General features: G+C 59.6%; 26 protein-coding genes and 1 other RNA gene. 17 read left to right on the forward strand and 10 right to left on the reverse strand.

Features of this window, described 5'->3' with window-relative positions; all coding sequences use genetic code 11:
- Positions 1-8 precede the first annotated feature (8 nt).
- The 10 genes from H6F58_RS10070 to H6F58_RS10115 all read left to right on the forward strand — a co-directional run bounded on the left by H6F58_RS10070 (position 9) and on the right by H6F58_RS10115 (position 7678).
- Positions 9-428: a TadE/TadG family type IV pilus assembly protein gene (locus tag H6F58_RS10070; RefSeq protein ID WP_146274836.1), complete on the forward strand. Its 420-nt coding sequence runs from the start codon at positions 9-11 to the stop codon at positions 426-428.
- Positions 421-867, forward strand: a complete 447-nt coding sequence (locus H6F58_RS10075) for a hypothetical protein (RefSeq protein WP_146274837.1) — start codon at positions 421-423, stop codon at positions 865-867. Before H6F58_RS10070 ends, H6F58_RS10075 begins: the two co-directional genes overlap by 8 nt.
- The gene (locus tag H6F58_RS10080; protein ID WP_171919032.1) at positions 827-1315 is read left to right on the forward strand and encodes a hypothetical protein; all 489 of its coding nucleotides are present in this window, start codon (positions 827-829) and stop codon (positions 1313-1315) included. Before H6F58_RS10075 ends, H6F58_RS10080 begins: the two co-directional genes overlap by 41 nt.
- A gap of 47 nt (positions 1316-1362) precedes the next feature.
- A complete protein-coding gene (gene prfB / locus H6F58_RS10085; RefSeq protein WP_146274839.1) occupies positions 1363-2478 on the forward strand; it encodes a peptide chain release factor 2 in 1116 nt (371 codons plus the stop codon).
- Between the two features lie 280 nt (positions 2479-2758).
- Entirely contained in the window at positions 2759-3556 is a 798-nt protein-coding gene (ftsE, locus tag H6F58_RS10090; RefSeq protein ID WP_060701251.1) for a cell division ATP-binding protein FtsE, read from the forward strand.
- A complete protein-coding gene (gene ftsX, locus H6F58_RS10095) occupies positions 3553-4467 on the forward strand; it encodes a permease-like cell division protein FtsX (protein ID WP_146274840.1) in 915 nt (304 codons plus the stop codon). Before ftsE ends, ftsX begins: the two co-directional genes overlap by 4 nt.
- 55 nt (positions 4468-4522) lie before the next feature.
- On the forward strand, positions 4523-5956 hold the full coding sequence (locus tag H6F58_RS10100; RefSeq protein ID WP_171919033.1) for a M23 family metallopeptidase: 1434 nt from the start codon (positions 4523-4525) through the stop codon (positions 5954-5956).
- A 54-nt stretch (positions 5957-6010) separates the two neighbouring features.
- A complete protein-coding gene (smpB, locus tag H6F58_RS10105; protein ID WP_075972434.1) occupies positions 6011-6490 on the forward strand; it encodes an SsrA-binding protein SmpB in 480 nt (159 codons plus the stop codon).
- Positions 6491-6602: 112 nt separating this feature from the next.
- Positions 6603-6971, forward strand: a transfer-messenger RNA (tmRNA) gene (gene ssrA / locus H6F58_RS10110).
- A gap of 233 nt (positions 6972-7204) precedes the next feature.
- Entirely contained in the window at positions 7205-7678 is a 474-nt protein-coding gene (locus H6F58_RS10115) for a DUF2568 domain-containing protein (protein ID WP_060701254.1), read from the forward strand.
- A 69-nt stretch (positions 7679-7747) separates the two neighbouring features.
- Here H6F58_RS10115 and crcB read toward each other — a convergent pair whose 3' ends face one another.
- The 6 genes from crcB to aroA are packed head-to-tail and all read right to left on the reverse strand — an operon-like array spanning position 7748 to position 12445.
- Entirely contained in the window at positions 7748-8134 is a 387-nt protein-coding gene (gene crcB / locus H6F58_RS10120) for a fluoride efflux transporter CrcB (RefSeq protein WP_146274843.1), read from the reverse strand.
- Entirely contained in the window at positions 8131-8559 is a 429-nt protein-coding gene (locus tag H6F58_RS10125) for a CrcB family protein (RefSeq protein ID WP_195181697.1), read from the reverse strand. Before H6F58_RS10125 ends, crcB begins: the two co-directional genes overlap by 4 nt.
- An 8-nt stretch (positions 8560-8567) precedes the next feature.
- A complete protein-coding gene (locus tag H6F58_RS10130; RefSeq protein WP_195181698.1) occupies positions 8568-9179 on the reverse strand; it encodes a metal-dependent transcriptional regulator in 612 nt (203 codons plus the stop codon).
- Positions 9179-9982, reverse strand: coding sequence for an inositol monophosphatase family protein (locus H6F58_RS10135; protein WP_146274846.1), 804 nt, complete (start codon positions 9980-9982; stop codon positions 9179-9181). The genes H6F58_RS10130 and H6F58_RS10135 overlap by 1 nt, the downstream gene beginning before the upstream one ends.
- 13 nt (positions 9983-9995) lie before the next feature.
- The gene (gene rsgA / locus H6F58_RS10140; RefSeq protein WP_060701258.1) at positions 9996-11087 is read right to left on the reverse strand and encodes a GTPase RsgA; all 1092 of its coding nucleotides are present in this window, start codon (positions 11085-11087) and stop codon (positions 9996-9998) included.
- Positions 11087-12445, reverse strand: a complete 1359-nt coding sequence (aroA, locus tag H6F58_RS10145; protein WP_195181758.1) for a 3-phosphoshikimate 1-carboxyvinyltransferase — start codon at positions 12443-12445, stop codon at positions 11087-11089. The genes rsgA and aroA overlap by 1 nt, the downstream gene beginning before the upstream one ends.
- A gap of 227 nt (positions 12446-12672) precedes the next feature.
- Here aroA and H6F58_RS10150 point away from each other — a divergent pair, with 227 nt between their 5' ends.
- Entirely contained in the window at positions 12673-13326 is a 654-nt protein-coding gene (locus tag H6F58_RS10150) for a sigma-70 family RNA polymerase sigma factor (protein WP_084793157.1), read from the forward strand.
- Position 13327: 1 nt separating this feature from the next.
- Positions 13328-13588 (forward strand): mycothiol system anti-sigma-R factor, encoded by a 261-nt coding sequence (gene rsrA / locus H6F58_RS10155; RefSeq protein WP_060701261.1) that lies wholly within the window; start codon positions 13328-13330, stop codon positions 13586-13588.
- A gap of 246 nt (positions 13589-13834) precedes the next feature.
- On the opposite strand, the gene H6F58_RS10160 is transcribed toward rsrA, so the two are convergent.
- Both H6F58_RS10160 and H6F58_RS10165 read right to left on the reverse strand, forming a co-directional pair.
- Positions 13835-14440 (reverse strand): GDSL-type esterase/lipase family protein, encoded by a 606-nt coding sequence (locus H6F58_RS10160; RefSeq protein WP_060701262.1) that lies wholly within the window; start codon positions 14438-14440, stop codon positions 13835-13837.
- A gap of 212 nt (positions 14441-14652) precedes the next feature.
- Positions 14653-18411: a multifunctional oxoglutarate decarboxylase/oxoglutarate dehydrogenase thiamine pyrophosphate-binding subunit/dihydrolipoyllysine-residue succinyltransferase subunit gene (locus H6F58_RS10165; RefSeq protein ID WP_195181699.1), complete on the reverse strand. Its 3759-nt coding sequence runs from the start codon at positions 18409-18411 to the stop codon at positions 14653-14655.
- 429 nt (positions 18412-18840) lie between these two features.
- On the opposite strand from H6F58_RS10165, the gene H6F58_RS10170 reads away from it, so the two are divergent.
- The 4 genes from H6F58_RS10170 (at position 18841) to H6F58_RS10185 (ending at position 23062) form a co-directional block, all read left to right on the forward strand.
- Positions 18841-20163, forward strand: a complete 1323-nt coding sequence (locus H6F58_RS10170) for a hemolysin family protein (protein WP_060701263.1) — start codon at positions 18841-18843, stop codon at positions 20161-20163.
- Positions 20156-21229, forward strand: coding sequence for a hemolysin family protein (locus tag H6F58_RS10175; RefSeq protein ID WP_195181700.1), 1074 nt, complete (start codon positions 20156-20158; stop codon positions 21227-21229). Before H6F58_RS10170 ends, H6F58_RS10175 begins: the two co-directional genes overlap by 8 nt.
- A gap of 129 nt (positions 21230-21358) precedes the next feature.
- Positions 21359-22192 (forward strand): metal ABC transporter ATP-binding protein, encoded by an 834-nt coding sequence (locus H6F58_RS10180; RefSeq protein WP_195181701.1) that lies wholly within the window; start codon positions 21359-21361, stop codon positions 22190-22192.
- A gap of 9 nt (positions 22193-22201) precedes the next feature.
- Positions 22202-23062 carry a metal ABC transporter permease gene (locus H6F58_RS10185; protein WP_060701266.1) on the forward strand — a complete coding sequence of 287 codons (861 nt, stop codon included), beginning with the start codon at positions 22202-22204 and terminating at the stop codon, positions 23060-23062.
- Between the two features lie 93 nt (positions 23063-23155).
- On the opposite strand, the gene H6F58_RS10190 is transcribed toward H6F58_RS10185, so the two are convergent.
- Entirely contained in the window at positions 23156-24631 is a 1476-nt protein-coding gene (locus tag H6F58_RS10190; protein ID WP_195181702.1) for a DUF222 domain-containing protein, read from the reverse strand.
- A gap of 128 nt (positions 24632-24759) precedes the next feature.
- Complete coding sequence (locus H6F58_RS10195; RefSeq protein ID WP_146274851.1) at positions 24760-25167, reverse strand: Fur family transcriptional regulator; 408 nt, start codon at positions 25165-25167, stop codon at positions 24760-24762.
- A 152-nt stretch (positions 25168-25319) separates the two neighbouring features.
- On the opposite strand from H6F58_RS10195, the gene H6F58_RS10200 reads away from it, so the two are divergent.
- Complete coding sequence (locus H6F58_RS10200) at positions 25320-26015, forward strand: MBL fold metallo-hydrolase (protein ID WP_206693610.1); 696 nt, start codon at positions 25320-25322, stop codon at positions 26013-26015.
- Positions 26016-26017 lie beyond the last annotated feature (2 nt).

The raw sequence follows: 26017 nt of genomic DNA on the forward strand, positions 1-26017 counted from the left end.
AGGCAAACATGCGCCGCGTCGTGCCGAATGGAATACCGCCAGTATTTAGGCGGTTCTTTGGTGAATCCAAGGGATCAGCCGTAGCGGAATTTGTCATGATCACGACGCTGTTAGTTCTCATCGCGTTGACTCTAATTCAACTCGCACTTGTCCTGCACGTTCGTAATACGTTGATCGATGCGGCTGCAAACGGCGCACATTATGGTGCGCTAGCGAATCGGTCCACGGCAGATGCGCAAGATCGGACACGGCACTTGATCACTGAGAGTCTACATTCGGGATTCGCCGGAAACATTAGCGTTCGCTCCGCGAATATCGGCGAGGGCAGCGTGATCACAGTGTCAGTTGAAACGAAGGTGCCGTTAGTCGGTTTACTACCCAACGGATGGAACCTGCATGTACAAGGTGAAGCTGTGAAGTATGGCTAATTTACAGAGAACTATCTCGGCAGCTTTGCGCAACACTTCGCAGGACGAATCCGGAAGCGCGATCGTTGAGTTTATTTTCGCGGCGACAGTACTTTTGATTCCAATGGTCTACTTAATTCTTGCCGCAAGTCATCTCCAGGCAGGTAGCTATGCAGTGGTTGGAGCCGCGGACCAGGCAGCTAAGGTGTTTGCACTAGCCGATACTCCAATTCAAGCGCAAGCAGATGCCAAAGAAACGGTACGCCGTGCGATGAATAATTTTGGCTATCCCAACGCGAAAACGAGTATTTCTTGCGATTCTGAATGCTTGAGTCCTGGAAGCGTAGTGACGGTCACCGTCGAATTGGACGTTCCGTTGCCCTTTATCTCGGCGATGTTTGATGTATCAGCCTTTTCAGTTGATTCAGCAGCTTCCCAAAGAGTTGATCAATTTGGATAGCCATGGCAACTACAAGAAGTGGGCATCTGCAGAAGATGGGCAGTCCTTAGTGCTTGCTATTGGACTCTGCGCAATTACTCTGTTGACTATCTCGGTAGTTCTGGCGGCGAGTGCGGTAAATCTGAAAGCACGCCAATTATTGTCTATCGCAGACGGGGCAGTGGTCGCGGCCGTAGATGAGTTCGAATTCGTGGCAGATGGGCCCAACCCCCGAATCGAGTTGAGCCAACAACGGGTTCAGCAGGCCGTAGGTAAGTACCTCCTCGATGTTGGAGCTGCCGGAAGGGTCGATGATTTGCGGATAACTTCAGTGGAGATCCGCCCCGATGGGCAGGGTGCTACTTTAGAACTGTCGGGAACTGTACGACCTCCAATCGTCGGCTGGATTGTGCCGAATGGAGTCCCGATTTCAGTGAACTCCACTGCGCAGACGGTCCTGAGTCGCTGACAGGGGACTCCGGTATCGGAGGTGAAATGACGTAGTCTTAGAGGACCATGGCAAAAACTGACTTCTCTGCTGAAATCCGCACACTGCGCTCAACTTTCTCTGCAATTGAAGATGTTAGCGACGTTGATCAGATCAAGGCTGACATTGCAACGCTCTCCGAGGAAGCGGGCGCCCCTGATCTCTGGGACGATCCTGCCGCAGCGCAAATTGTCACTAGCAAGCTTTCATACCGCCAGTCGGAGCTAGAGCGCCTCACGAAGCTCAAGACGCGGATTGATGATCTAGAAGTACTCGTCGAGTTGGCCGAACTCGAAGATGACGACGAAACGTTGCAAGAGGCCGAAAAAGAACTTATCGGCATCCGCAAGGCCCTCGATGAACTGGAAATTGTTACTTTGCTCAGCGGCGAGTTCGATTCCCGAGGTGCCGTGGTAACAATTCGTTCCGGGGCTGGCGGCGTCGATGCTGCGGACTTTGCCGAGATGCTCATGCGAATGTATTTGCGTTGGGCTGAAAAGCGCGGATTCAAAGCTACCGTGATGGACACGTCCTATGCTGAAGAAGCTGGACTGAAGTCGGCTACCTTCGAAATCGACGAACCTTACGCTTTTGGAACGTTGTCCGTAGAGGCTGGAACTCATCGCCTTGTCCGAATTTCGCCATTCGACAACCAGGGACGTCGCCAAACTTCCTTCGCTGCCGTTGAAGTAGTTCCACTTATTGAACAGACCGACAGCATCGAAATTCCAGAATCGGAAATTCGCGTGGATGTGTTCCGTTCTTCGGGCCCTGGTGGGCAGAGCGTCAACACTACCGACTCGGCGGTTCGCATGACTCACATTCCAACTGGAGTTGTTGTCTCCATGCAGAATGAAAAGTCCCAGATTCAGAACCGTGCTGCTGCACTTCGCGTTTTGCAGTCCAGGCTTCTGCTCCTGAAAAAGGAACAGGAAGACGCACAGAAAAAAGAGTTTGCTGGTGATGTGAAAGCCTCGTGGGGCGACCAGATGCGTTCGTACGTGCTCAATCCATACCAAATGGTCAAGGATCTGCGCACTGAACACGAAGTAGGCAATACTCAAGCTGTGCTTGATGGTGAGATTGATGATTTCATCGATGCAGGGATCCGCTGGCGCGCAGGACAGCGCCGCCCAAGCAAATAGCAGATGCTGCGAATACCTATCTAGTAGTACGGACTTGTCAAAAGCAGTGTAAGTATCGTCACCGGGCCCATCGGCCAAGGGCGAAATACATCAAGTAATGCATGATCTCAGTGGTTTATCCTTGCTGTGCTTATCGGATGAATATGGCAACACACCTAGGAATTATGCTGGTTCGACGGCTTGCACCGATAGTGTTTGGAACACTGGCGCATCTATTGACGTTTGATCTCGAGATTGGTATTCGTGGGTCGCGCCCCGACGAAAACTAGCGATTGAAGACATGATTAAATTCGAAAACGTCTCGATGGTTTATGAGCCAAGACAGCAGAATGCCGCCTTGGACGACATAAACATCGAGATTAGCCGCGGCGAATTCGCCTTCTTGGTCGGCGAATCCGGTTCCGGAAAGTCGACCTTCCTGAGCTTGGTGCTACGCGAAAAGCGTTCTACCGACGGGGCTGTTTACGTTGCAGGGCAGAACCTGAACCGGATCCCAAGTCGACGTGTGCCAAAACTGCGTCGTGATATCGGGTTCGTGTTCCAGGACTTCCGCCTCCTGCGCGAACGTACAGTCTTTGACAATGTGGCCTTCGCGATGGAAGTAATCGGCGCCTCGCGTGCGCAGATTCGTGAACGCGTCCCAGATGCTTTGAAGCTGGTGGGACTTGAAGACAAGGCTCGTCGCAAGCCTACCGAGCTTTCCGGCGGTGAGCAGCAGCGTGTCGGTATAGCCCGCGCCATTGTGAATAAGCCGTCGATCCTTTTGGCAGATGAGCCCACCGGTAACCTCGACCGCAAGAACAGCATCGAAGTCATGAACGTGCTGAATCGCATTAATCAGAACGGGACAACCGTTTTGATGGCAACGCACGCACACGAGCTTGTTAGCGAATACCGTCATCGCGTGATTGAACTGCAGCGCGGACAGGTGATCCGCGACGAAGTAGAAGGTCAATACACGCCAATGACCACGGTGGTGAACCAAGACGGATCTCGCGAGCTACTCGTGGGCGATTCGGCTGTTGAACACCACGAAGATTCACAGGTTGCTGAGGACCAGAAAGACGAGGACCAGTGAGACTAGGATTTATTCTCCGCGAAGCGGCGAAAGGCCTTCGGCAGAATGTCGTGATGGTCGTTTCTGTCGTCCTGGTGACTTTCGTTTCGCTAACATTCGTTGGCGCGTCGATTCTTCTGCAACTGCAGATTAACCAGATGAAGGGCTACTGGTACGACCGCATGGAGGTAGCGATCTATCTCTGTGACGACACCAGCACTTCGCCGAACTGTGGCGGAAATGAAGCCACTGATGCTCAGCGGCAGAACATTGAGAAGGTTCTCAAGTCCGAACAGTTGGCTCCGTATATCAAGGAATATGCCTATGAATCGAAAGATCAGGCGTATAAGAACTTCTTGGATCAGTATGAGAACTCTTCCCTAGTTGACCAGATCACTCCTGAGCAGCTGCCTGAATCCTTCCGTGTTGCATTGGTTGACCCGGAGAAGTATCCGGTGATCAACGAAGCGTTTTCGACGGTCGACGGGGTGGACTCCGTAATCGACCAGCGTGACCTGCTAGAGAAGGTCTTCCAGCTCGTGCGCGTTGCTTCGGCTGCTGCAGCCGTGGTTGCAATCGTGATGATCATTTGCGCGGTCCTGCTTACAGGAACAACGATTCAACTCTCAGCTATGCATCGACGGTTGGAAACAACCATCATGCGGCTGGTCGGTGCATCCAAAGCGACAATTCAGCTTCCGTTCATCATTGAAGGTGTTATTGCCTCATTGATCGGTGGATTGCTAGCTTCGGGAACCTTATGGCTTCTTCTCAAATTCCTCGTCGAAGACAAGCTTGCCAGTGAAAATGTCGGCGTTGCCTTCATTTCTACCGGAGAAGTTTGGCTTGTTGCGCCTGTCCTCTTGATAATCGGTATCGTTTTGGCCACAATTTCATCAGTGGTAACGTTGAAGCGTTACCTGAAGGTTTAGCCGAATCGTTATCTCCGGCCTATCTGATGCACGACAATTCACTCTAAGGAGTCACATGCTGTCCAACGCAGTGCGTAGTAAGTTCTTGCGCGCCACTCTCGGTGGCGCCATGGCACTGGCCTTGACGTTGCCGGCTGGAATTGTCGCAGCTGATGAGCTGGACGATAAAAAAGCTCAGGTTGAAGGCAACATCAATAACCTAGAGCAAGACATGGAATTCCTGGACGCCGATATCCAGGCCACCGACAAGAAGCTGCGTGACCAGCAGGCTCAGGTTCCTGCAGCGGAACAGGCATTGGCGGACGCGCAGAGCCGTGTCGCCAATGCCCAAGCGGCAGTTGCCGATCTGAACAACCGTTTAATTGCTGCTCAGGGAACGCGCGATCAAGTCGCGGCCGAAATTGAGGCAAACGCCAAGAAGATTTCTGAAGCAAAAGAAGCCATGGCTTCGATTGCGTCAGAGGCTTATAAGCGCGGCGGCGTTTCTAGCGGGCTGGACATGATCCTGAACATGGAGTCGGCCACTGAGATCGCAGACGGTCTTGACCTGGCAAACCGAGCGATGGCTTCGCAGAGCGCTACCTACAACGACTTGGCGCAAGAGCAGGCCAACAACGAAAACAATAAGGTTCGACTTGACGCCGTTGAGAAGGAAATCTCATCGCTCAAATCCCAGGCCGAGGACGCGTTGGCTCAAGAGCAGGCAGCTCGAACCCAAGCGCAGAACGCAAAGAACGAACTCGATGCTTTGGTTGCAAGCACTGAAAAACTTGGTGCTGAGCTTGAAGCCAAGAAGCCTCAAATCCAGGCAAAACTAGCTTCGCAGCAGAAAGAATACGCCCAAGTTCAGGCGGACATCAAGGAGCGTCAGGAGCGCTTGTTGCGTGAGGAAGCTGAACGAAAGCGCAAAGCGGCTGAAGCTGAAGCAAAGCGTAAAGCGGCTTACGAAGCCGAGCAAAAGCGTCTTGCAGAAGAAGCCGCTGCCAAGAAGAAGGAATTTAAAAAGAAGGCTTACGTTCCTCCAGCGCCGGCAGAACCCGAGGTGAGCACCTCTAATGGTTCCAGCGCCTGGGGATTGGTAAAGCCAACGACCAGCAACAATCTGACTTCCTCCTTCGGCTGGCGTCCAACGCCCGCCGGAACCATCGATTATGGTGGACGTGGCGGATATGTGCACGCTGGCATCGACTGGGGCTTCGGTGGCCAGTGTGGTGCGCCCATTACGGCTGCAGCCGATGGTGAAGTGTGGATGGCTGGCTGGGGCGGTACCTCCGGCAATAAGGTGCTCATTTCCCACGGTGTAGTTCGTGGCAAGGCACTGGCGACTGGGTACCACCACATGTCACAAGTCGCCGTGAGCGTAGGGCAGCACGTCAAGCAGGGCCAAGTTATTGGCTACGTTGGCACCACCGGCAACTCCACAGGCTGCCACCTGCACTTCGAAACTATTGTCAATGGCACGGCCGTGAACCCATTGGGACTTCTCTAGCGCTAGACTTGTAGTCTGCGTGCGAGAATTCGCCCGCGACATGCAAGGAGTAACGTGGCTAAGAAGAATCAAGAAGATCGGGTGATCGCGAGCAACCGCAAGGCGCGCCACGATTTTGAAATCCTCGATACCTTCGAAGCTGGCATGGTTCTCACTGGTACGGAAGTCAAGTCATTGCGAGAAGGCAAAGCCTCACTCGTTGACGGCTTCGGCCAGTTCTACCGTGGTGAGCTTTATATCGAGAACGTCTACATCCCTGAGTACCTCAACGGATCATGGACCAATCACGCGGCACGTCGCCGTCGCAAGCTGCTGCTCCACCGGCAAGAACTGCTCAAGATCGAGCGCAAGATCGGCGAGGCTGGACTCACTGTTGTTCCGCTGAGCTTGTACTTCAAGTCAGGTCGGGCAAAGATCGAGATCGGTATCGCCCGTGGTAAGCGTGAGTACGACAAGCGCCAGACCCTGCGCGAGCAACAGGACAACCGCGAAGCAATGCGCGCCATGCGCGAGCGCAACCGAGGGCACGCCTAAAACTTGGTGTGGCGCATTCCGCGTTGGGGCAGAGCACGTGGATGAGTTATGATTGATGAACACGCTTTCGGGTGTGGTTGTATCCGGGAAACCGGGACTGACAACAAAATACGGGGATGATCGGTTTCGACGGTGTGAGTCGCGACAGATGAAGCGGGCCGAGGACGCAAAGTTATCTCGTAAACGCTCTTTGCAAACCAATAAGTGCCGAATCAAAGCGCACTGACTTCGCTCTCGCTGCCTAAGCAGCCAGACAGTCCGTTAGCCAGGGGATGCTATCGCCTCTGTTCCTAACGTCATTTAGATAGCCACTGTATCCAGCGGTTGTTACCGCTGCTGGGTACATATTTTGGTAACTGTGCCCGGATCAACCACATGTTTGCGTGATGGTTGGGGCAGAGAAAATCCGCAGCAAACTGCGCCCGGAGAAGACCTGGCAACACCACATCGGACGGGAGTTCAATTCTCCCCATCTCCACGTTTTGAAGCTCTGGAACTAGGCTAAATGCCTGGTTCCAGGGCTTTTTTCGTTGGTGGAATTCATGTTGGCTTCGCAGGCCGGCCAATCCCTGGCAACGGCGGTCATTGCGGCTAAACACTTCTGGAATCTCGCGAGTCTATTCGCGGCATGGAGGATTTGCACATAGACTTGAAATGAAAAGCCGGAGATTACTGGTCGGTGGTCATTGCGGAATTGGAGTGAGATTAGAGTCGATGGGTAAAACAAGCTCCCAGCGGGTATCGCCGTTTCTCTCAGGCACCTACGCAGTGGTGGCTTTCCTGCTTGAAGTTGGCCTGCTATTTGCCGCCGCCTTAGCAGCTATCGCTTTCATTCCGTGGCCAATGATTCTGGCCATTTTAGTGGTTGTCATCCCGCTGTTGATCATTTGGTCAATTTTCTTTTCGCCCAAAGCAGTGGTCAAACTCCGATTGCGAACTCGCGTGCTGCTGATCCACCTCATCTACCTGGTAGGTGCCTATGTGCTGTGGCTCAGCGTCGATCACAGTTTCTACGAACAATCACAAATTTGGGCGATTGCGATGCTGTCGCTCACCGGGATTAGCGCAATCCTGGTGTTGGCTTCCGGCGGTTACGTGGTCCCGCATGACCGAACGCCCAAGCCGATCAAGCCAGCGCCAAAGCGACAATCCACCGGCGCGCCCAAGGGACGGCGAGCTGCCCGTTAGAAACAACTTCAAAGCCCAGCCAGACGGCTGGGCATTTCTTGTATCCACTGCGATCCCGCCCAGTTTGTATTAGAGCAGCGAGGAGAGAAGATAACCGCCCCAGGCGGCGAGGACGGCCGCTAATAACGTTCCAAGGGCATTCGCCAAGCTGGAGAAGGGGCGGCCGGCTCGCAGCAGGCGCAGGGTATCAAAGCTGGCGGTCGAGAAGGTGGTGTAGCCTCCGAGCACCCCTGTGCCCATGGCCAAAAGCCAGGCTTCGTTCAATTGGGTGTTTGCCAGCAAACCGGTCAGAAAACCCAAAGCGAAGGAGCCCGAAACGTTGATCGTGATGGTTCCCCAGGGAAGCAACGCCCCGAATTTGGCACTGATGAAAGAATCGAGCCCATAGCGCAGCGCCGCGCCCAGGCCGCCGCAGAGTGCAACAAGCGCAAAGAGCACCGGTGTCGTGCCCATCATTTTGCATCACCCTGCGGCGTACGGCGCCTGGTGCCCAACAGCATGCCGACCCAGGTGGCGAACGCCCCGAGCAGCACGGTTCCCAGGCCATATGCCAGCCCAATGGCCGTCGATCCTTGCGTGAACAGCAACATGGTGTCGGTGGCTAGCGCGCTGTAAGTGGTGAAACCGCCCATGAATCCTGTTCCAAGCAGCAACCGCAGCTTTTTCCGGCGCGTAGTTTCCGGTCCCCGGGCGGCCAGGGCTGTCAGCAGCCAGCCCAGGGCCAAGGCCCCGGCGAGGTTGACGAACAAGATGGCTACCGGCAGCGGGCCTTGTTGAGGCAGCAATAGGCTGACCGCCAGTCTGCTGGCCGTCCCGGCGCTTCCGCCAGCGAACACCAGCAGCAGCTCGATCGGGCGCAGGGTGAATCCTTGGGTTGACATCGGCCAGATCACTTCGACTCGTTGTTGCGGACCCAAATCAGCGAGGCCTCGATATAGTCCAGCTGATGCGGAAGCTTGATGGGGGCCCCGGGCACCAGCCCCTGCGCGGCGGCGCGGCGCAGGAAGTCCGGGTCCTCGTCGCTGATCCGGTCGATGATGGCCAGTTCTCCGCCAAAACGGTCCAGGCGGATCGCTCCGGATACCGGCAGGCTTCCATCAGAGGCCGGGATTGCGTCGCCGTGGGGGTCGTGGCGGGGATGGCCCAGCCGGGCATCCAGGGCGTTGATGAAGCGGTCGCTGACGGTATGCTCCAGGGCCTCGGCCTCGTCATGCACTTCGTCCCAGCCGTAGCCCAGCTCGTCGCGAAGGAAGGTCTCCAATAGCCGGTGCCGGCGAACCATCCGCAAGGCTTCACGACGACCGCTGCTGCTGAGGGCCACCGTCTTGCGGGGCACATGATCGACCAGCCCCTTGCTCGATAATTTCTGGATCATCGAGGTCACCGACGCGGGGGACAGGCCCAGCTGGTCTGCCAATGCGCCGGTGCTGACCTCGGTATCTTCCCATTCGGTCAGCGTGTAGAGCGCCTTGAGGTAGTCCTCTTCGCTGGTGGTCAGCATCAGCGGTTCAGGTAGGGCAGAATTGCGGCGTGCAGCTTGCCATTGGTGGCCAGCGCATTGCCGCCGTGGCAGCCTTCCTCTCCGGCCACCGAGGTGAAGCGGCCCCCGGCTTCGCGAACTACCGGGACCAGGGCTGCCATGTCGTAGAGCTCGAGCTCCGGCTCGAAGGCCGCGTCGACCGCACCTTCGGCCAGAAGCGCATAGGAATAGAAGTCGCCGTAGCCACGGGTTCGCCAGGCAGCATCGAGCAGGTCCAGGAAGCCGTCGAGCTTGCCGGCGTCCTTCCAGCCGTTCAGGGAGGCGTAGGCCAAGGAGGAATCGGCGAGTTCGGACACCGAGGAGACCGAAATCTTGCGGGTGGCCCGCTCTCCTGCGCCGGCCGCGGGTTCGCTGACGTAGGCGCCCAAGCCGGTTGCGGCGTGCCAGCGGCGGCTGAGCGCGGGGGCGGAAATGACGCCGAGCACCGGCTCGTCGTCCACCAGCAGGGCAATGAGCGTGGCCCAGACCGGGACGCGCCGCACGAAGTTCTTGGTGCCATCGATCGGGTCGATAACCCAGCGCCGCGACCCGCTGCCGTGCACCCCGAATTCTTCGCCGAGCACCGAGTCCTGCGGGCGGTGCTTGGCAAGCTCGGCCAGGATCAGCTGTTCGGCACCGCGATCGGCATCTGAAACAGGGGTCATATCCGGCTTGGATTCGACCACCAGATCGTTGGAGCCATAGCGGGCCAAGGTCAGCTGGTCGACCTTATCGGCCAGGGCTAGGGCAAAGTCGAGATCTTGCTGCAGGGTGAAATCTGCCATGGTGTACCGGCGCTCAGAGTGCGCCGAGCTCCTTTTCGTGCGTGGTTTCCTCGGTGGTGACCAGCCGGCGGTATGAGGCGAGGCGGTCGGCGGGTTGGCTGTTCGGCGCTGCTTGCGCCCAGGCTTCCAAGGCGCAGCCAGCTTCGCCGGCGGCATGGGTGCAGCCGCGCGGGCACCCGGTGGCGATCTCGGCCAGGTCTTCAAAGGCGGCCAGGATGTTATCTGGATCCACCAGGCCCAGCCCGAAGGATCGAATGCCCGGGGTATCAATCAGCCATGAGCCAGGGATCTGGCCCAGCCGAAGTGCCAAGGCGTTGGACGAGGTGTGGCGCCCGCGCCCGGTGACCGCGTTGACATGGCCAGTAGCCCGGTCGGCGCCGGTGAGCGCGTTGACCAGCGTGGACTTGCCGACCCCGGAGTGCCCGAGCACGACCGAAACGCAGCCGCCCAGCAGCTCTTCGAGTTCCTCCAGCGCGTTCGCGTCCAGGCGCGCACTGGATCCGTCGGCGCCGCGGGCATCAACGCCCGAGGCATCTGCGGTGGTGGTGCGCGAAATGACCACCGGGAAGTCCAGCCCCTCGTAGTGCTTGAGGAAATCCGCCGGGTCCTTCACATCGGCCTTGGTCACGCACAGCACCGGCTGGATGCCGGCGTCGTACGCGGCCACCAGGGCGCGATCGACAAATCCGGTGCGCGGCTCGGGGTTGGCGGCAGCCACCACGATGACCAGCTTGTCCACATTGGCCACGACCACTCGCTCGGTGGCGTCGGTGTCATCGGCGCTGCGGCGCAGCAGCGTGGTGCGTTCCTCGATGCGCACCAGCCGGGCGAGCGTATCGGGCTTGCCGGAGGTATCGCCGACCAGGGCGACCAGGTCTCCTGGCACGATCGCCTGGCGGCGCAGCTCGCGGGCGCGCGCGGCGATCACGATGCGCTCGTTGCTGGTGTCCTCGTCCAGGATCGCGGTGTATCGCCCGCGGTCCACGGTGATGATCCGGCCGATTTCCGCCTTCTCATAGGCCGGGCGATCCTTGGTGCGCGGACGCGACCCGCGCTTGTTCGGGCGGACGCGGACCGAGGACTCGTCGTAATCCAGGTAGCGCATTAGCCAGCTGCCTTCGCGGTGGAAACCATATCCGCCCACAATTGCGGGAACTGTGGCATGGTTTTGGCGGTGGTGGCAATATTTTCCACGCGGACCCCTTCGATGGCCAGGCCCAGCAGCGCCCCGGCGGTGGCCATGCGGTGGTCCTCGTAGCTGTGCAGGTCGGCTGCCTGCAGCGGGCCCGGGGTGATCGCCAGGCTGTCGCCTGTAGCCACGACGTTTGCTCCGACTTTGGCCAGTTCGTTTTCCAGGGCCGCCAGGCGGTCGGTCTCATGCCCGCGAAGGTGCCCGATCCCGGTCAGGTTGCTCGGGGAGCTGGCCAAGGCGCATAGTGCCGCCAGGGTGGGGGCAAGCTCGGAAGCATCGGCGTAGTCGATCCCGCGGATCACTCCAGTTCCGCGTACCCATAGCACCCCGTCGTCGCCGTGGTGCACCTCGGCGCCCATCTGGGACAGGATCTGCACCCATTTTCCGCCGACCTGGGTGGTGCTGGCGGGCCAGAAGCGGATGCCGACGCTGCCATTGCTGGCCAGGGCCGCGGCCAGGAATGGCCCGGCGTTGGACAGGTCGGGTTCCACGGTGACGGTGAAGCCGGCAAGTTCGCCCGGGGCGATGCGCCAGCCGCGCCCATCCTCGTCCACGGTGATGTCCACGCCCAGTTCGAGCAGTGTCTGCACGGTCATCATGATGTGATCCGGCGAGGCGATCGGGCCATCAGCGGCACGCAATGCCAGGCCGCCGGGCAGGGCATGGCCGGCGAGCAGCAGTGCGGAAATGAATTGCGAGCTGCTGGAGGCATCGATCACGACCTGATCGACGGGCTCCAGGCCGCTGGCATCCATGGTGAAGGGCAATTTGCCCGGGTCCCCGCCGAAATCGATGGTGGCGCCCAGGGCCTGCAGCGCATCGAGCACCGGAGCCATCGGGCGCAGGCGCGCGTGCGGATCGCCGTCAAAAGCGACGGTGGCGCGGGCTACCGCGGCCAAGGGAGGCACAAAGCGCATCACCGTGCCGGCCAATCCGCACTCGATGCCCAGCGGCCCGGTGGCCAGTTCAGCTGCGGGATGGACCTGGACGGTGGTGGACCCGTCGGCCTGCTCGATCCGCTTGATCCCTGTGCCGAAGCTGGCCAGGGCTCCAAGCATCAGCTCGGTATCGCGGCTGATCAGGGTGTTGTGGATGGTGGAGGGGGAGGAGGCCAGGGCCGCAAGGATCAGATAGCGGTTGGTCAGCGACTTGGAAGCGGGCACCGAAACGATGGCGTCTACGCCGGTGCTGACATGAGGTGCCGGCCACCAGTGCGTCCCAGCGTGCGGGGGATCGGACTGCGGGTTTCCAGAGGCGCTTGCGGAGTTGATTGCTGATCCTTAGGCTCGTGCGGTTTTAGTTAAATCCTAGCCGAGATCGGCGCGGGAATAAGGTTTTGGATCCCATGGTTATACCCAGTGTGACGATCAGACAGGATACTTCAACAGCCGGCGGCACCACATGCGTGGTGGCCGAGGAGCCCCGCGGCACCCGCAGCGCTACCCGATCGCGGACGAATTCGCGCAATAGCGCAAGCAACCGCGTAGACTCAGGCGTGATGAACAACAAGAGTGTGGACGAGAATTTGCCCGACGTGGCCACCGAGTCCGAGGCACAGCGTCGCGAACGGTTCGAGCGCGATGCCATGTCTTATGTGGACCAGCTGTATTCGGCTGCCCTGCGCATGGCTCGCAACCCTGCGGACGCCGAGGATCTGGTGCAGGAGGCCTACACCAAGGCGTATTCGGCCTTCCACCAGTACAAGCCCGGGACCAACCTGAAGGCTTGGCTGTATCGCATCCTGACCAACACGTACATCAACCTGTACCGCAAGCGCCAGCGCGAGCCGCTGCGCACCAGTACCGACACGGTCGAGGACTGGCAGATGGCTTCGGCAATGGAGCATTCGCCCGCCGGATTGCGCTCGGCCGAGGTCGAGGCGCTGGATCACCTGCCGGACTCGGACGTGAAGGCCGCGCTGCAGGCTATCGGCGAGGACTTCCGGATGGCGGTGTACTTCGTGGATGTCGAGGGTTTCAGCTACAAGGAAGCCAGCGACATTTTGGGTGTGCCCATTGGCACCGTGATGTCCCGGTTGCACCGTGGACGCAAGAACTTGAGGGAACTGCTCGCCGATTATGCGGCAGACCGTGGGATAGCCACCGGGGCTCGCAACAAGAGCGCCGCAAAGGCTGATGGAGGAGCGAAATAAGATGGACTGCAATTCATTGGGTGATTGCGCCGATGACCGCATCGTACGCATCTACGAGTACCTCGACGGTGCCCTGACGCTCAGCGACCTCAAAGAGGTCAAGTCGCATTTGGATGGATGCCCCGAATGCACCGAGGAATACGACCTGGAGTGCATTATCCGTTCGGTGGTGCGCCGCAGCTGCCAAGAGCAGGCCCCCCAGGCGCTGAAGGCCAGCATCATCGCCCGGATCTCGCAGATACGGGTGGAATCAGGCCACTAGCAGGCAAAGAGAAACCCCGTAGCGTTCGAGCAAAACTCGAATGGTACGGGGTTCTTTTTATGTTCGCTTCGCTTAGCTGTTTGGGCGCTTGCCGTGGTTGGCACCGCCACGCTTGCGATCGCGACGCTTACGAGCGCGCTTCGACATGGTGACTCCTTAGAGGGATCAATGGATCTTCCCGATAGTTCGGGCCGGCTAATAGTCTTTCATACTTTGCGCCGTTTTTCCTAACGGGCACAGGGTGCCTTAGCCCTCGCCAGGCTCCGGCAAGTCCAGCCACGAGTACCAGCCGCGGTGCAGAACCAGCCAGGCCATCAGGCCGTAGCCAGCTTGGCCGGGAACCCCGCCCGAGGCATTGAGGTCAGCGCGCCACTGCGCGTGGGCACGCAGGGGAGTGAAGGTATCGACGTAGTGGTGGTTGCGGCGCAGGGCCACGTCCGAATACACGCGATTAAGCTCCGCGACCCGCTGATTGCGGGCGTCATCCAATCCCGGGGCCGGGCCGACCAGCAGCGCCTTGATGCTCATCTGCGACGCGGAATCCAGGATGTTGGCCAGGTTCAGCCGGCTGCGGGCGGTGGAGACATCCAGATCCACATCGCGATCGGAGAGCGCGATGACCAGGCGATTCTCGTATTGGTCGCTGAAACGCCGCGAGGCTTCGCCCATCCAGCGTTCGGCCAGGGCCTCGGAGCCTTCGGCAGGGGCAGCCAGGACGAAGGACTGCAAGCGCAACGCAGGATCCTGGGTCCGAGCCATAACCCGGCCGAACCAGCCTAGTCCGCGCGGGTCCCCATGTCCGGCCAGCAGCTCATCTCCGATTGCGGTAATGCGGATTGTGCGTAACTCCAACTGGGCGACCTTTCGTTGGCTTCAAGAATATGAATCGATCCCCACCTTAGCAGTGAAGTCGCCGGCATCGCGGGAGATCCATGCTGGATAAATGCCACACATTGCCCCCGGAGCGCCGCAGCGGGTTAACGAGCAGTTGCCGGCGAGTTTTCCCAGAATTACCTGGGAGAACTCGCCGGCAACGTCACAACAGCCCAGTGTTGCGAGGTGCTTTAGCGGGCGAACGCCTGCTGCAGCAGCACTGCGTTTTCTGCGTCGTGGCGCTTTGCGTTACCTGCAGAGGTTGCTGCCGATGCCGGGCGGGAGACCAAGGTGATCTTCTGCTCCAGCTGCGGTGCAACGTAGAGGCCGAAGAATGGCCATGGACCCTGGTTGGCTGGTTCGTCCTGGACCCAGACAGCCTTGGCATTCGGGTACTTGGCCAGCTCAGCAGCGATCTGCTCGGACGGTGCCGGGTAGAGCTGCTCAACACGCACGATCGCGGTCTTGGAGTCCTGCGCCTTGCTGCGCGCGGCGACCAAGTCGTAGTAAACGCGGCCCGAGCACAGCAGCACCTTGTCAACGGCGTTGGCATCGGTGATGGTGTGATCGCCGATAACCTCCTGGAAACCGCCGGTGGTGAAGTCCTCCACCGAGCTTGCCGCGGCCTTCAGGCGCAGCAGCTGCTTCGGGGTGAAGACGATCAGCGGCTTGCGCGGACGGGCATAGGCCTGGCGGCGCAGCAGGTGGAAGTGGTTGGCACCGGTGGAAGGCTGGGCCACGACCATGTTGTTCTCGGCGCACAGCTGCAAGAAGCGCTCGATGCGTGCCGAGGAGTGGTCCGGGCCCTGGCCCTCGTAGCCGTGCGGCAACAGCATGACCAGCGAGGAGGACTGCGACCACTTCTGCTCGGCCGAGGAGATGAACTCGTCGATCACGGTCTGCGCGCCGTTGACGAAGTCGCCGAACTGGGCTTCCCACATCACCAGCGCATCCGGGCGCTCCACCGAGTAGCCGTACTCGAAGCCCAGGGCTGCGTATTCGGAAAGCAGCGAATCGTAGATCCACAGCGGGGCCTGGTCCTCGCTCAGGTTGTGCAGCGGGTACCACTCGTTGTCGTTCTCGCGGTCGTGGAAGACCGAGTGGCGCTGCACGAAGGTGCCGCGGCGCGAGTCCTGGCCGGCCAGGCGAACTGGCACGCCCTCCATGGACAGCGAGCCCAGGGCTGCGACTTCGGCGAAGCCCCAGTCGATGCCGCCCTCGCGGGACATCTTCTCGCGGCGCTCGAGCAGCGACTTGAGCTTGGTGTGCATCGTGAAGCCCTCAGGAATCTGAACGTGGGCTGCACCGATATGTGCCAAGGTCTGGGCGGAGATGGCCGAACCGCGGGCGCCGTCGATGGTGTTCTCGTCGGCAGCCTGGGCGAATGGCTTCTCCAGGTCGTTGATGGTCGAGCCCGGGGTGATGATCGGGATCGGGGAGGTCTGGGCCGCATGCGTCTCGGCGAAGATGCGCTCCAGGTTCTCCTTGTACTCGGCCAGGACGTGCTCGGCTTCTTCCTGCGTGATGTCGCCGCGGCCCACCAGGGCCTCGGTGTACAGCTTGCGGGTGGAGCGCTTGGCCTCGATCAGGTTGTACATGATCGGCTGGGTCATCGAAGGATCGTCGCCTTCGTTGTGGCCGCGGCGGCGGTAGCACACCAGGTCGATGACGACGTCCTTGCCGAACTTCTGGCGGTACTCGAAAGCCAGCTGGCCCACGTGGACCACTGCCTCCGGGTCATCCCCGTTGACGTGGAAGATCGGAGCCTGCACGGTGCGCGCCACATCCGAGGCGTAGACCGAAGAGCGTGAGGAGCTCGGAGCGGTGGTGAAGCCGATCTGGTTGTTCACGATCACGTGGACGGTGCCGCCGGTCTTGTAGCCGGGCAGCTGGCTCATGGCCAGCACCTCGGAGACCACGCCCTGGCCAGCGAAGGCCGCGTCGCCGTGCACCAGGATTGGCAGCACTTCGTTCTTCGAGCCCAGTCGATCCAGCTTGGCGCGGGTGATGCCCTCGAGCACCGGATCAACCGCTTCCAGGTGCGAAGGGTTGGCAGCCAGGTAGACCTTGGTCTGGTTGCCCGCATCCGAGGTGTAGGAACCCTCGGTGCCCAGGTGGTACTTCACGTCGCCCGAACCCTGGACCGAGCCCGGGGTGGCGGTGCCTTCGAATTCGCGGAAGACCTGTGCGTAGGTCTTGCCGGCGATGTTGGTCAGCACGTTCAGGCGGCCGCGGTGGGCCATGCCGATGGCGACTTCGTCCAGCTGGTCGTCGGCGGCATCGGAGATGATGGCATCCAGCAGCGGAATCAGCGATTCGCCGCCTTCGAGGCTGAAGCGCTTCTGGCCGACGAACTTGGTCTGCAGGAAGGTCTCGAAAGCCTCGGCGGAGTTCAGCTTGCTCAGGATGCGCAGCTGCTCTTCGCGGGTTGGCTTCGCATAGCGCGACTCCAGCTTGGACTGGAACCACTCGCGCTCTTCCGGGTTCTGCAGGTGCATGTACTCGGTGCCGATGGTGCGGCAGTAGGCATCGCGCAGGGTGCCGAGGATATCGCGCAAGAGCGCGCGATCCTTGCCGCCCAGGCCGCCGGTGATCCACTCGCGGTCCAGATCCCACAGGGTCAGGCCGTAGTTGTTGATGTCCAGGTCCGGGTGCTTGCGCTGGACGTATTCCAGCGGGTTGATATCGGCCATCAGGTGGCCGCGCTCCCGGTAGGAGTTGATCAGGTGCTGGATGCGGGCGACCTTGTTGACCTGCAGGTCGATGTCGACCTGGTTGTCAACGGCCCAGCGAACTGGCTCGTAAGGGATGCGCAGCTGCTCGAAGATCTCGTCGTAGAAGCCCTGCTCGCCGAGCAAGAGCGATTCAACCAGCTTCAGGAATTCGCCCGAACCGGCACCCTGGATGACACGGTGGTCGTAGGTGGAGGTCAGGGTGATGTGCTTGCCGATACCCAGGGCAGCGACGGTCTTTTCCGACGAGCCGCGGTACTCGGCAGGGTATTCCAGTGCGCCAACGCCGATGATGGCGGCCTGGCCCTTGGATAGGCGGGGGACCGAGTGAACGGTGCCGATGCCACCTGGGTTGGTCAGCGAGACCGTGGTGCCAGCGTAATCGTCGGCGGTCAGCTTGTTGCCGCGGGCACGCTTGATCAGATCTTCATAGGTGGCCCAGAACTCGTTGAAGCTCAGGGTCTCCGCAGCCTTGACGTTGGGCACGGCGAGCATGCGGGTGCCATCTGGCTTTGGCATGTCGATCGCGATGCCGAAATTCACGTGAGCCGGCTGGATCGCAGTTGGCTTCTTGTCGATGACATCGTAGGTCACGTTCATCGATGGGATCTGCTTCAATGCGCGAATCACGGCGAAGCCGATCAGGTGGGTGAAGGAGATCTTGCCACCACGAGCGCGCTTGAGGTGGTTGTTGATGACGATGCGGTTGTCGATCATCACCTTGGCCGGAACCGCACGCACGGTGGTGGCGGTCGGCACGGCGAGGCTGGCATCCATGTTGGTGGCGATGGCCTTCATTGGCCCGCGCAGTGGAGTGCGCTTTTCCTCACCGAAAAGTTCGGTGGAAGGGGTGGCCTTTGGAGCCTGAGCCGGAATCGGTGCAGTCTTCGGCGCTGGCTCGGCCTTCTTTGCCTCAGCGTCTGGCGCTGCGGCAGGTGCTGGCTTTGAAGCTGGTGCTGGCTCGGAGGCCCGAGCCTGGGTTGCGGCGCGTGGTGTGCCCTGCCCGGTCGTTGCGGGTGCTGCAGTAGTTGCTGCTGGCGCCGCTGGCGCCGGCTGCGTTGCCGGTGCCTTCTTGTCGGCGGCGAGAGATTCGAAAATATCCCACCATTTCTTATCTACCGAGTTCTTGTCGACGAGATACTGTTCGAACAGCTCGTCTACTAGCCACTCGTTTCCACCAAACTCTTCAGTAAGTCGGTGGTGTGCTTGCTCTGGCACGTGCAACGCCTCTTCCCTGATTTCTACGTTGTTCTAGCTGAGCCGGTGGTCTTCCGAGGACGTGAATCGACCACTTCGGCTCACAAGATATCTAGACCTGCGCACCAGTCTAGTGACTTTTACGCGCAGTTGGCCACGGGACGTAGGTAATCTCACGAAAGTGTCGTGTATAACATCCCGTTCAGCGTGGTGAAGCTACCGCTGAACGCCACGACATTGAAGTGGTGCGCAATGAGGGCATCGTTCGATAGACTGAGTCGCACTATGGAATCACACTCTCCAAGCCGGTGTGCCGCCCGCGGGCGCAGTGCCGGCCAACTCAGTCCATGTTCAGCAGGTTCCGGCTCCCGATTGGAGCCTTCTAGTTGCCGTCGAATCGGCACTGAACCTCTCATTCCCATGCCGATGAACAGGTGGTGGTAACCACCTATGGATTGGCTCTTCATACTTCTTGGCCTGTTGCTGATTCTCGGCACCGGCTTCTTCGTGGCCGTGGAATTCTCCTTGGTCGCCCTTGACAAAAGCACAGTGCAAAACGCCGTCGATCGAGGCGAACGCGGCGCCAAGCCGCTGTTGCAATGCTTGACCTCGCTGTCCACCCAGCTCTCCAGCTGCCAGTTGGGCATTACGCTGACTACCTTGCTCACTGGTTACGTTCTGGAACCGGCAATGAGTTCCTTGCTGGAACCATTGATGGAAATGACCGGTATTCCCGAAGCCAGCTCGGTAGCCATCTCCGTGGTGGTTTCCCTGGTGGTAGCCACCTTGCTCTCGATGCTGATCGGCGAATTGGTCCCCAAGAACTTGGCCATCGCCGAGGCAATGTCCGTCGGCAAGCTGCTGGCCCGTCCGCAGCTGGTATTCACCGCGATCTTCAAGCCAGCCATCGTGGTGCTCAACGGATTCTCCAACGCCGTGCTGCACCGCTTCTTCGGGTTGGAAGCCAAGGAAGAAATTTCCGCCGCTCGCTCGTCGCAGGAATTGGCCTCGCTGGTGCGCCGTTCGGCCCAGCTGGGCACCCTGGACGTTCAAACCGCTCGCTTCGTGGAATCCACGATCGAATTCTCCGAACGCACCGCGGCGGATGTGATGACACCGCGCACCTCCATGTCCACCATCGATTCGCAGGCGCCCCTGTCCGAGCTGATCTCGGTCAGCGCCGATACCGGTTTTTCGCGCTTCCCCGTGATCGAGGGATCCAGCGATGAGATCCAGGGGATCTGCCATGTCAAGGCGGTTGTCTCGGTGCCGCGCGAACGCCGTGCTGCATTGCAGGTGGGCGAGTTCGCACGTGACGCCCTGTATGTTCCTGAAACCATCCACCTCGATGTGCTGCTGGAGCAACTGCGCGCCGCGGAATTCCAGATCGCCATCGTGATGGATGAATACGGTGGAACCGCGGGCCTGGTCACCTTGGAAGACCTCGTCGAAGAAATCGTTGGCGAAGTCTCCGACGAACATGACGAGGACGAGGAAGAAGCAGTCACCCAGCCCAACGGCAACTGGCTGTTCCCCGGCATGTTCCGGCCGGACCAGGTCAATGAGAATTTCGACCACGAGGTGATCCCTGAAGAGTCCTCCTACGAGACCATCGGTGGATTCATGCTTGCCGAACTAGGCCGCTTGGCCGAACTCAACGACCAGGTCGAGACGGAAAATGGCACCTTTACCGTGACCGAGCTGGATGGCCGGCGTATCGCCCAGGTCCGCTTCGAACCGGTGGCAACGGAGCAGGAGGCCGGCAATGAATGACTTTATGGGCCTCGTGTGGCTAGTCGTCCTGTTGCTGTTCAACGCGTTTTTTGTTGCTGGCGAATTCGCGGTGATGAGCGCTCGTCGCTCGCAGATCGAGCCATTGGCCGATGAAGGCAACAAGCGGGCCAAGGTTGCACTGTATGCCATGGAACATGTTTCGGTCATGCTGGCCGTTTGCCAGCTTGGTATCACCGTCTGCTCTCTGCTGATCCTGAACATTTCCGAACCTGCGATCCACCACTTGCTGGCGGAGCCGCTGACCATGATCGGGATGCCGGAGTCGGCTGCGGATACCGCGGCCTTCTTGATCGCATTGGTGCTGGTGACTTTCCTGCACGTCACCTTCGGCGAAATGGTTCCGAAGAACATTTCGGTTTCCGTCGCTGATAAAGCTGTCATGCTTTTGGCGATGCCGCTGGTTGGCATGTCCAAGGTGCTCAAGCCGATCATCTCGATGCTCAACGGCATGGCCAACCTGGTGTTGCACGCCTTTGGCATCGAGCCGAAGGATGAAGTCTCAAGTTCCTACACTGCGGCCGAGGTGCGCTCGATCATCGACACCTCTTCCGAAGAGGGGACCCTGGATGAAGACAACGCGTTGCGACTGACCAAGGCCTTGGAATTCTCATCGGTGACCGCACGAAGCTGCATGGTTCCGCTGGATGACTTGTTCACCCTGGAATGGGGCGAAACCACGGCTCGCGAATTCGAGAAGAAGGTCGGCAAGACCGGATTCTCGCGCATGCTGATCACGAAAAATGATATTCCGGTGGGCTACTGGCACGTGAAAGACGTGATGCTGATCGACGACGCGCATTCGACTCAGCCGCTGCAGGACTTGCCGCTACATCCATTGGGCCAGCTGGGCGAGGACACGGAAATCGAAGCGGCCCTGGAGGAGATGCGCCAGGAAGGCAACCACCTTTCGGTGGTCGTTGATGCCGCCGGTTCTGCCCTTGGCGTGGTGTTCCTTGAGGATGTGATCGAGGTGCTGGTTGGCGAGATCACCGATACGACTAGGAAGCGCACTTCTCCACCGCGCAGGGAGAAGCAGGGAAACTAGGCGAAGCTCACCCCGTGGGCACGTATTGCGAATGAATCGCAACTGGTAGGATTGACTGCGGCACCTCATTGGGTGCCGCAGTTTTTCGTCGCCGGAAAAACAACAATCTCGCAGTGCAGAAAGCAGTCCATGTCATCTAGCCCCATTGTCCACTTTGAGGACGCACGCTTGGCCTATGGGTCGCGTGTGCTCTGGGATGAGCTCAACCTATCCATCGCGGCGGGCGAGTTTCTTGCAGTTTTGGGCCCTAACGGCTCCGGCAAGACCAGCTTCATTAACACCATGCTTGGAACCACCTCGCTGAATCGAGGTTCCGTAGCCATTGCTGGCGCTCCGGTTCGTCGTGGATCGGCGGCCGTTGGCTTGATTCCCCAGCAGCGTCCCTTTGGCGACAACGTCCCATTGCGCGCCCGGGATCTCGTTGCCCTCGGCGTAGATGGTTCCAAGCTGGGTATCCGCATTGGTCGAAGTGCGGTGCGTCAAAAAGTCGATGAGCTTCTGGAGATGGTGGGGGCTAGCGGCTACGCCAACCGGCCGGTATCCGATCTTTCAGGAGGAGAGCAGCAGCGTCTGCGTGCGGCTCAAGCCTTGGCCGGAAACCCCAGGGTATTGCTATGCGATGAACCGTTGCTGTCACTGGATTTGCACCATCAGCAAGCCATCAGCGAAGTGATTCATCGCCAGGCCGTCGAGCGCGAAAGCGCTGTCATTTTCGTGACTCACGAAATCAACCCGATTCTTCCGTATGTGGATCGCGTGCTTTATCTGGCAGAAGGCCGCTTCCATCTGGGCACGGTTGATGAGGTCATGCAGTCATCGGTGCTCACCGAACTTTATGGCGCCCCGGTGGACGTGCTTCGCGTGAATGGGCGAATCGTGGTCGTGTCCGGGGCCGCGAGCAGCGACTTGCCGGCAGATGGGCACGAGCATGCTGAAGACATCGACCTGGAAACCGGGAAGTAGGAGCGGGACATGAACTTTTCGGACTTCATCGACAAGGCATTTAACTTTGACGATTACGCGCAGCTCTTGCCGCTGGTTTCCAATTCGCTGATTGCTGGGGCCGTGCTCGGCGTTGTCGGCGGCTTGATCGGCATCTTCATCATGATGCGTGACATGGCCTTTGCCGTTCATGGAATCGCCGAGCTGTCTTTCGCCGGTGCCGCGTTTGCGCTGCTCATCGGAGCTGACGTCGTGACAGGATCGGTATTCGGGTCGCTCGTCGCAGCGCTGATCCTTGGATTCCTTGGGACCAGAGCGCGTGATCGCAATTCCATTACCGGCGTGCTGATGCCATTTGGCTTGGGTCTTGGCATTTTGTTCTTGTCCCTCTATGAGGGGCGCAGCGCCAACAAGTTCGGGTTGCTGACCGGCCAGATAGTTGCTGTCGATGATGTGCAATTGACTGGAATGCTGGTGCTGTCGCTTGTCGTTGTGCTTGCCTTGATTCTCGTGTGGCGGCCGTTGACATTTGCATCCGTAGATCCGGTGGTAGCCAATGCCCGGGGCGTTCGCACCTCTGGATTGTCGATTTTTTTCATGGTGATCCTGGCGCTTGCGGTGGCAGTTACCATCCAGGTGGTTGGCGCGCTGCTGGTGCTTGCTCTGCTCATTACGCCTGCAGCTGCGGCAATGCGCATAACTTCCAATCCAGTACTGACTGTGGTGCTGTCTATTGCGTTCGCAGAATTGGCTGTTGTTGGCGGTATCTTGTTGGCGCTAGCTGGCGCATTGCCGATTAGCCCGTACGTCACCACGATCTCGTTCCTGATTTACGTCATCTGCCGTGGAATTGAATATGTGCGTTCTCCCCGAAGGCGCCATCAAGTGTAAGTGGAAGTTTTCCAATCGCCCCAGTTCATGTGGACTGGGGCGATTGCTGTCTCCAGCTCACGTTCTACTCCCCGTGCGGGCAGGTAGCCCCGATCAGGCAGGGATATCCTCGATATCCGGCGGACTGCTCCCGGTGTCCGGCGGCCGGTTCAGCCAGTCCTCGAAGGAACGCACCCAGTCAGCTTCGCTCATGCACTGCGGGTAGGGCTGATGCGCAAAACCTGTCGCCGGCGGCGCGGTCGAATGATACGTCGGCCCCATTCCGGTAGCGATCTTCATCCGGTGCGGCCCCCGGGAGATGACAATTTCCTGCCATCCAGGGGTTTCCTTGGCCTGGTTGCAGAACTTGCACCGTCCATCGGCGTTGACCACGCAGGTGTGCCCGCCCAGGCAGGCCTGGGTGACGTGGTCGATTTCCTCGATCATCCCGTCGCAGAAGGGGGTGCGGCAGCGCCGGTCCCGGGTTCTGATGAACTTCTTCATTTTCTCCGGGAAGATCCGTGCGGTGGAGTCCATCGCGATCAGCTCCCGGTCCCCGGGAGCGGTATAGAGGCGGATCAGCTCGATGCTCGCTTCCAGGGTGTCGATGAAGGCCGGGGGCCGGGTGGTGGCCATTTCCGCGAGGGTCATGTTGTTCAGGATTTCCTTGCCGGCGACCAGCTCGCGCGCGTATTGCGGGGCGATGACCCCGTAGCCGTCGAGGTAGGCTGGCTGCCGGTCGCCGAGGAAGAGGGTCTTGTCGGTCATGACCAGCGCGACGTTCATGTTCACGGGCACTGTTGCATCCGGGCTGGTGCAGAAGCTGGAGAGGTAGTCGGCTTCGATTTGCGCGCGGGTGCGCGGGTCGCCGTGGGCTTTGAGGCTTGTGGATTTTGCCTTGATGTCGTTTTTCAGGGCCAGGCCGGCGATGATGGGCAGTTCGGCGTGGAGGCTCATCATGCCGGTGTCCGGGTGCGCGGTGAATTTGATGCGGCGTTGCTCTTCGGCGCTTTTTTGTTCTTTGCACTGGTCGTCCGAGGCGTAGGCGTAGGTGAAGTCCTTGACGGTGTCGCTGATTTTCCTGGTGCCCTGGTTGGCGAACAGTCGGGGGTTCTTGGCGTACAGCTGATCGAATTCGGTGCGGCGTTCGGCTTTGAGGATGCGCAGCGGGGTGAGGATGGCGCGCATTTGGGCTTCGGTGAATTCGCCGCGGCTGTAGGCCGCGGCCAGGTGCGGGGTGTCGTTGAAGAGGATGCGGCAGTTTTCGAGGTATTCGCGGTAGCCGTGGGGGTCTGTTTTGCGGGCGAGGGCTATGGTGGCGGCGGTGCCGCGGTTCAGCTGCTTGAGGTTGCCGCGGGTGGCGTTCTGGTGGACGACGTTGATTTCGGTTTGGTGGGCGAGGGCTGCTTGGTGGTAGCGCAGGGAGGAGATGGCGCGTTCCAGGCGGGCGATGCTGGTGAGGCATTCCTCGGTGGTTCCGTGTTCCTCGATGTGTGCCAGGCTGGTTTCCAGTCCTTTGACCACGGCGGTGAATCCGTCGTGGTTTTCGGGGTTGGGGGTTTGCGCTGGGGGGATCGTGGTTTCGGACATGTTCTTATTTTACGCCAGTTATTAGAATATGTCTTCGATGGTTTGGTTGCGGGTGGATAACTTTTAGAACACGGTAAAGTTACCAGTCAGCGATTGTATTGGCTTGGAAGCTGAGGGGAATTCAAGCTTCAGGAGAGTGCTTTGGCGCGGCATTCAGCGCAGATGCCATAGATCTCGACGGTGTGTTCGGGCTCGGAAAAATCGTGTTCAGCAGCAACCCTCGCAGCCCAGCGTTCCACCGAAGGGGCTTGAACCTCGACGGTCTTGGAGCATGACCGGCACACGAGATGGTGGTGGTGGGTTTCAGTGACGCACTGGCGGAAGCGGGCTTCGCCATCGCCGCTGCGAAGGACATCGAGCAGGCCGTCATCAGCCATGGACTGCAGCAGGCGGTAAACGGTGGCCAGGGAAACCTTCTTCTCGGAATCCTGCAACCAGCGGTGAAGCTGCTGGGCCGTAGCGAAATCGTCGATCTCGCTCAAGGCCTGCGTAACAGCCAATCGCTGCTTGGTGATCCGGGTTTCTGGCTGGGACATCTACGTGCACCATTCCTTGACTTCGTCGCGGGTCGGCAAAGGGCCTGTCTGCTCGGCCGATCACCTGTACTTCCTCTCAATTTTAGCCAACTTTCCCAGATGATGCGTGTCTGTGGCTGGCACGGGCGGGGCGCGAAGCCTACGCTATGGATATGCGTATCAAAACCAGAGGCCATTCTTGTATAGAACTGAGCACGATCGACGGTTCGCTGCTGCTGGATCCTGGCGTCTTTTCCGATCTGACTGGCGTATTCGAAGGCAAGCACGCGGTGCTGGTGACTCATGAGCATGCGGATCATGCCGACCGGAATGCGATCGTCCAGGCGCTTGCAGCCAACTCTGTTTTAGAGCTCTACGCACCCGCGGCGCTGGCCCGGGAATTGCGCGAGCAGCTTCCTTCGGCCGCCGCGGCCCAGGTGCACACGGTGTGCGCCGGCGCGGACTTCATCGTCGGCGGGATCAAGGTGCGCGCCACCGGTGGTACGCATGCCACAATCCACCATTCGATCGATCTTGTCGCCAACGTCGGCTACCTGCTCGGCGACCACGCGGTGGGCCAGCCGGTGGTCTACCACCCGGGCGACAGCTACCACGTCCCGGTCGGCGTGCCGGTGGACGTGCTGCTGCTTCCGGTCATGGCGCCCTGGGCGAAGATGTCGGAGGCCGCGGACTTCGCGACGGCGGTCAAGGCGGAGGCCTGGGTGCCCATCCACGATGGGCTGCTCAATGAACGTGGTGTCGCGCTGTTTGATCGCCAGCTGGGTGCGATCGCCGAACGCGCTGGCAGCCAGTTTGCGCGCCTGGAGAATGGCGCCGAATACAAAGTCGAAGAACTCGTAGCAAGGTAGCG

The sequence above is a fragment of the Glutamicibacter sp. FBE19 genome (genome assembly GCF_015524875.1).
In the GTDB taxonomy this organism is placed as follows: Bacteria; Actinomycetota; Actinomycetes; order Actinomycetales; family Micrococcaceae; genus Glutamicibacter; species Glutamicibacter halophytocola.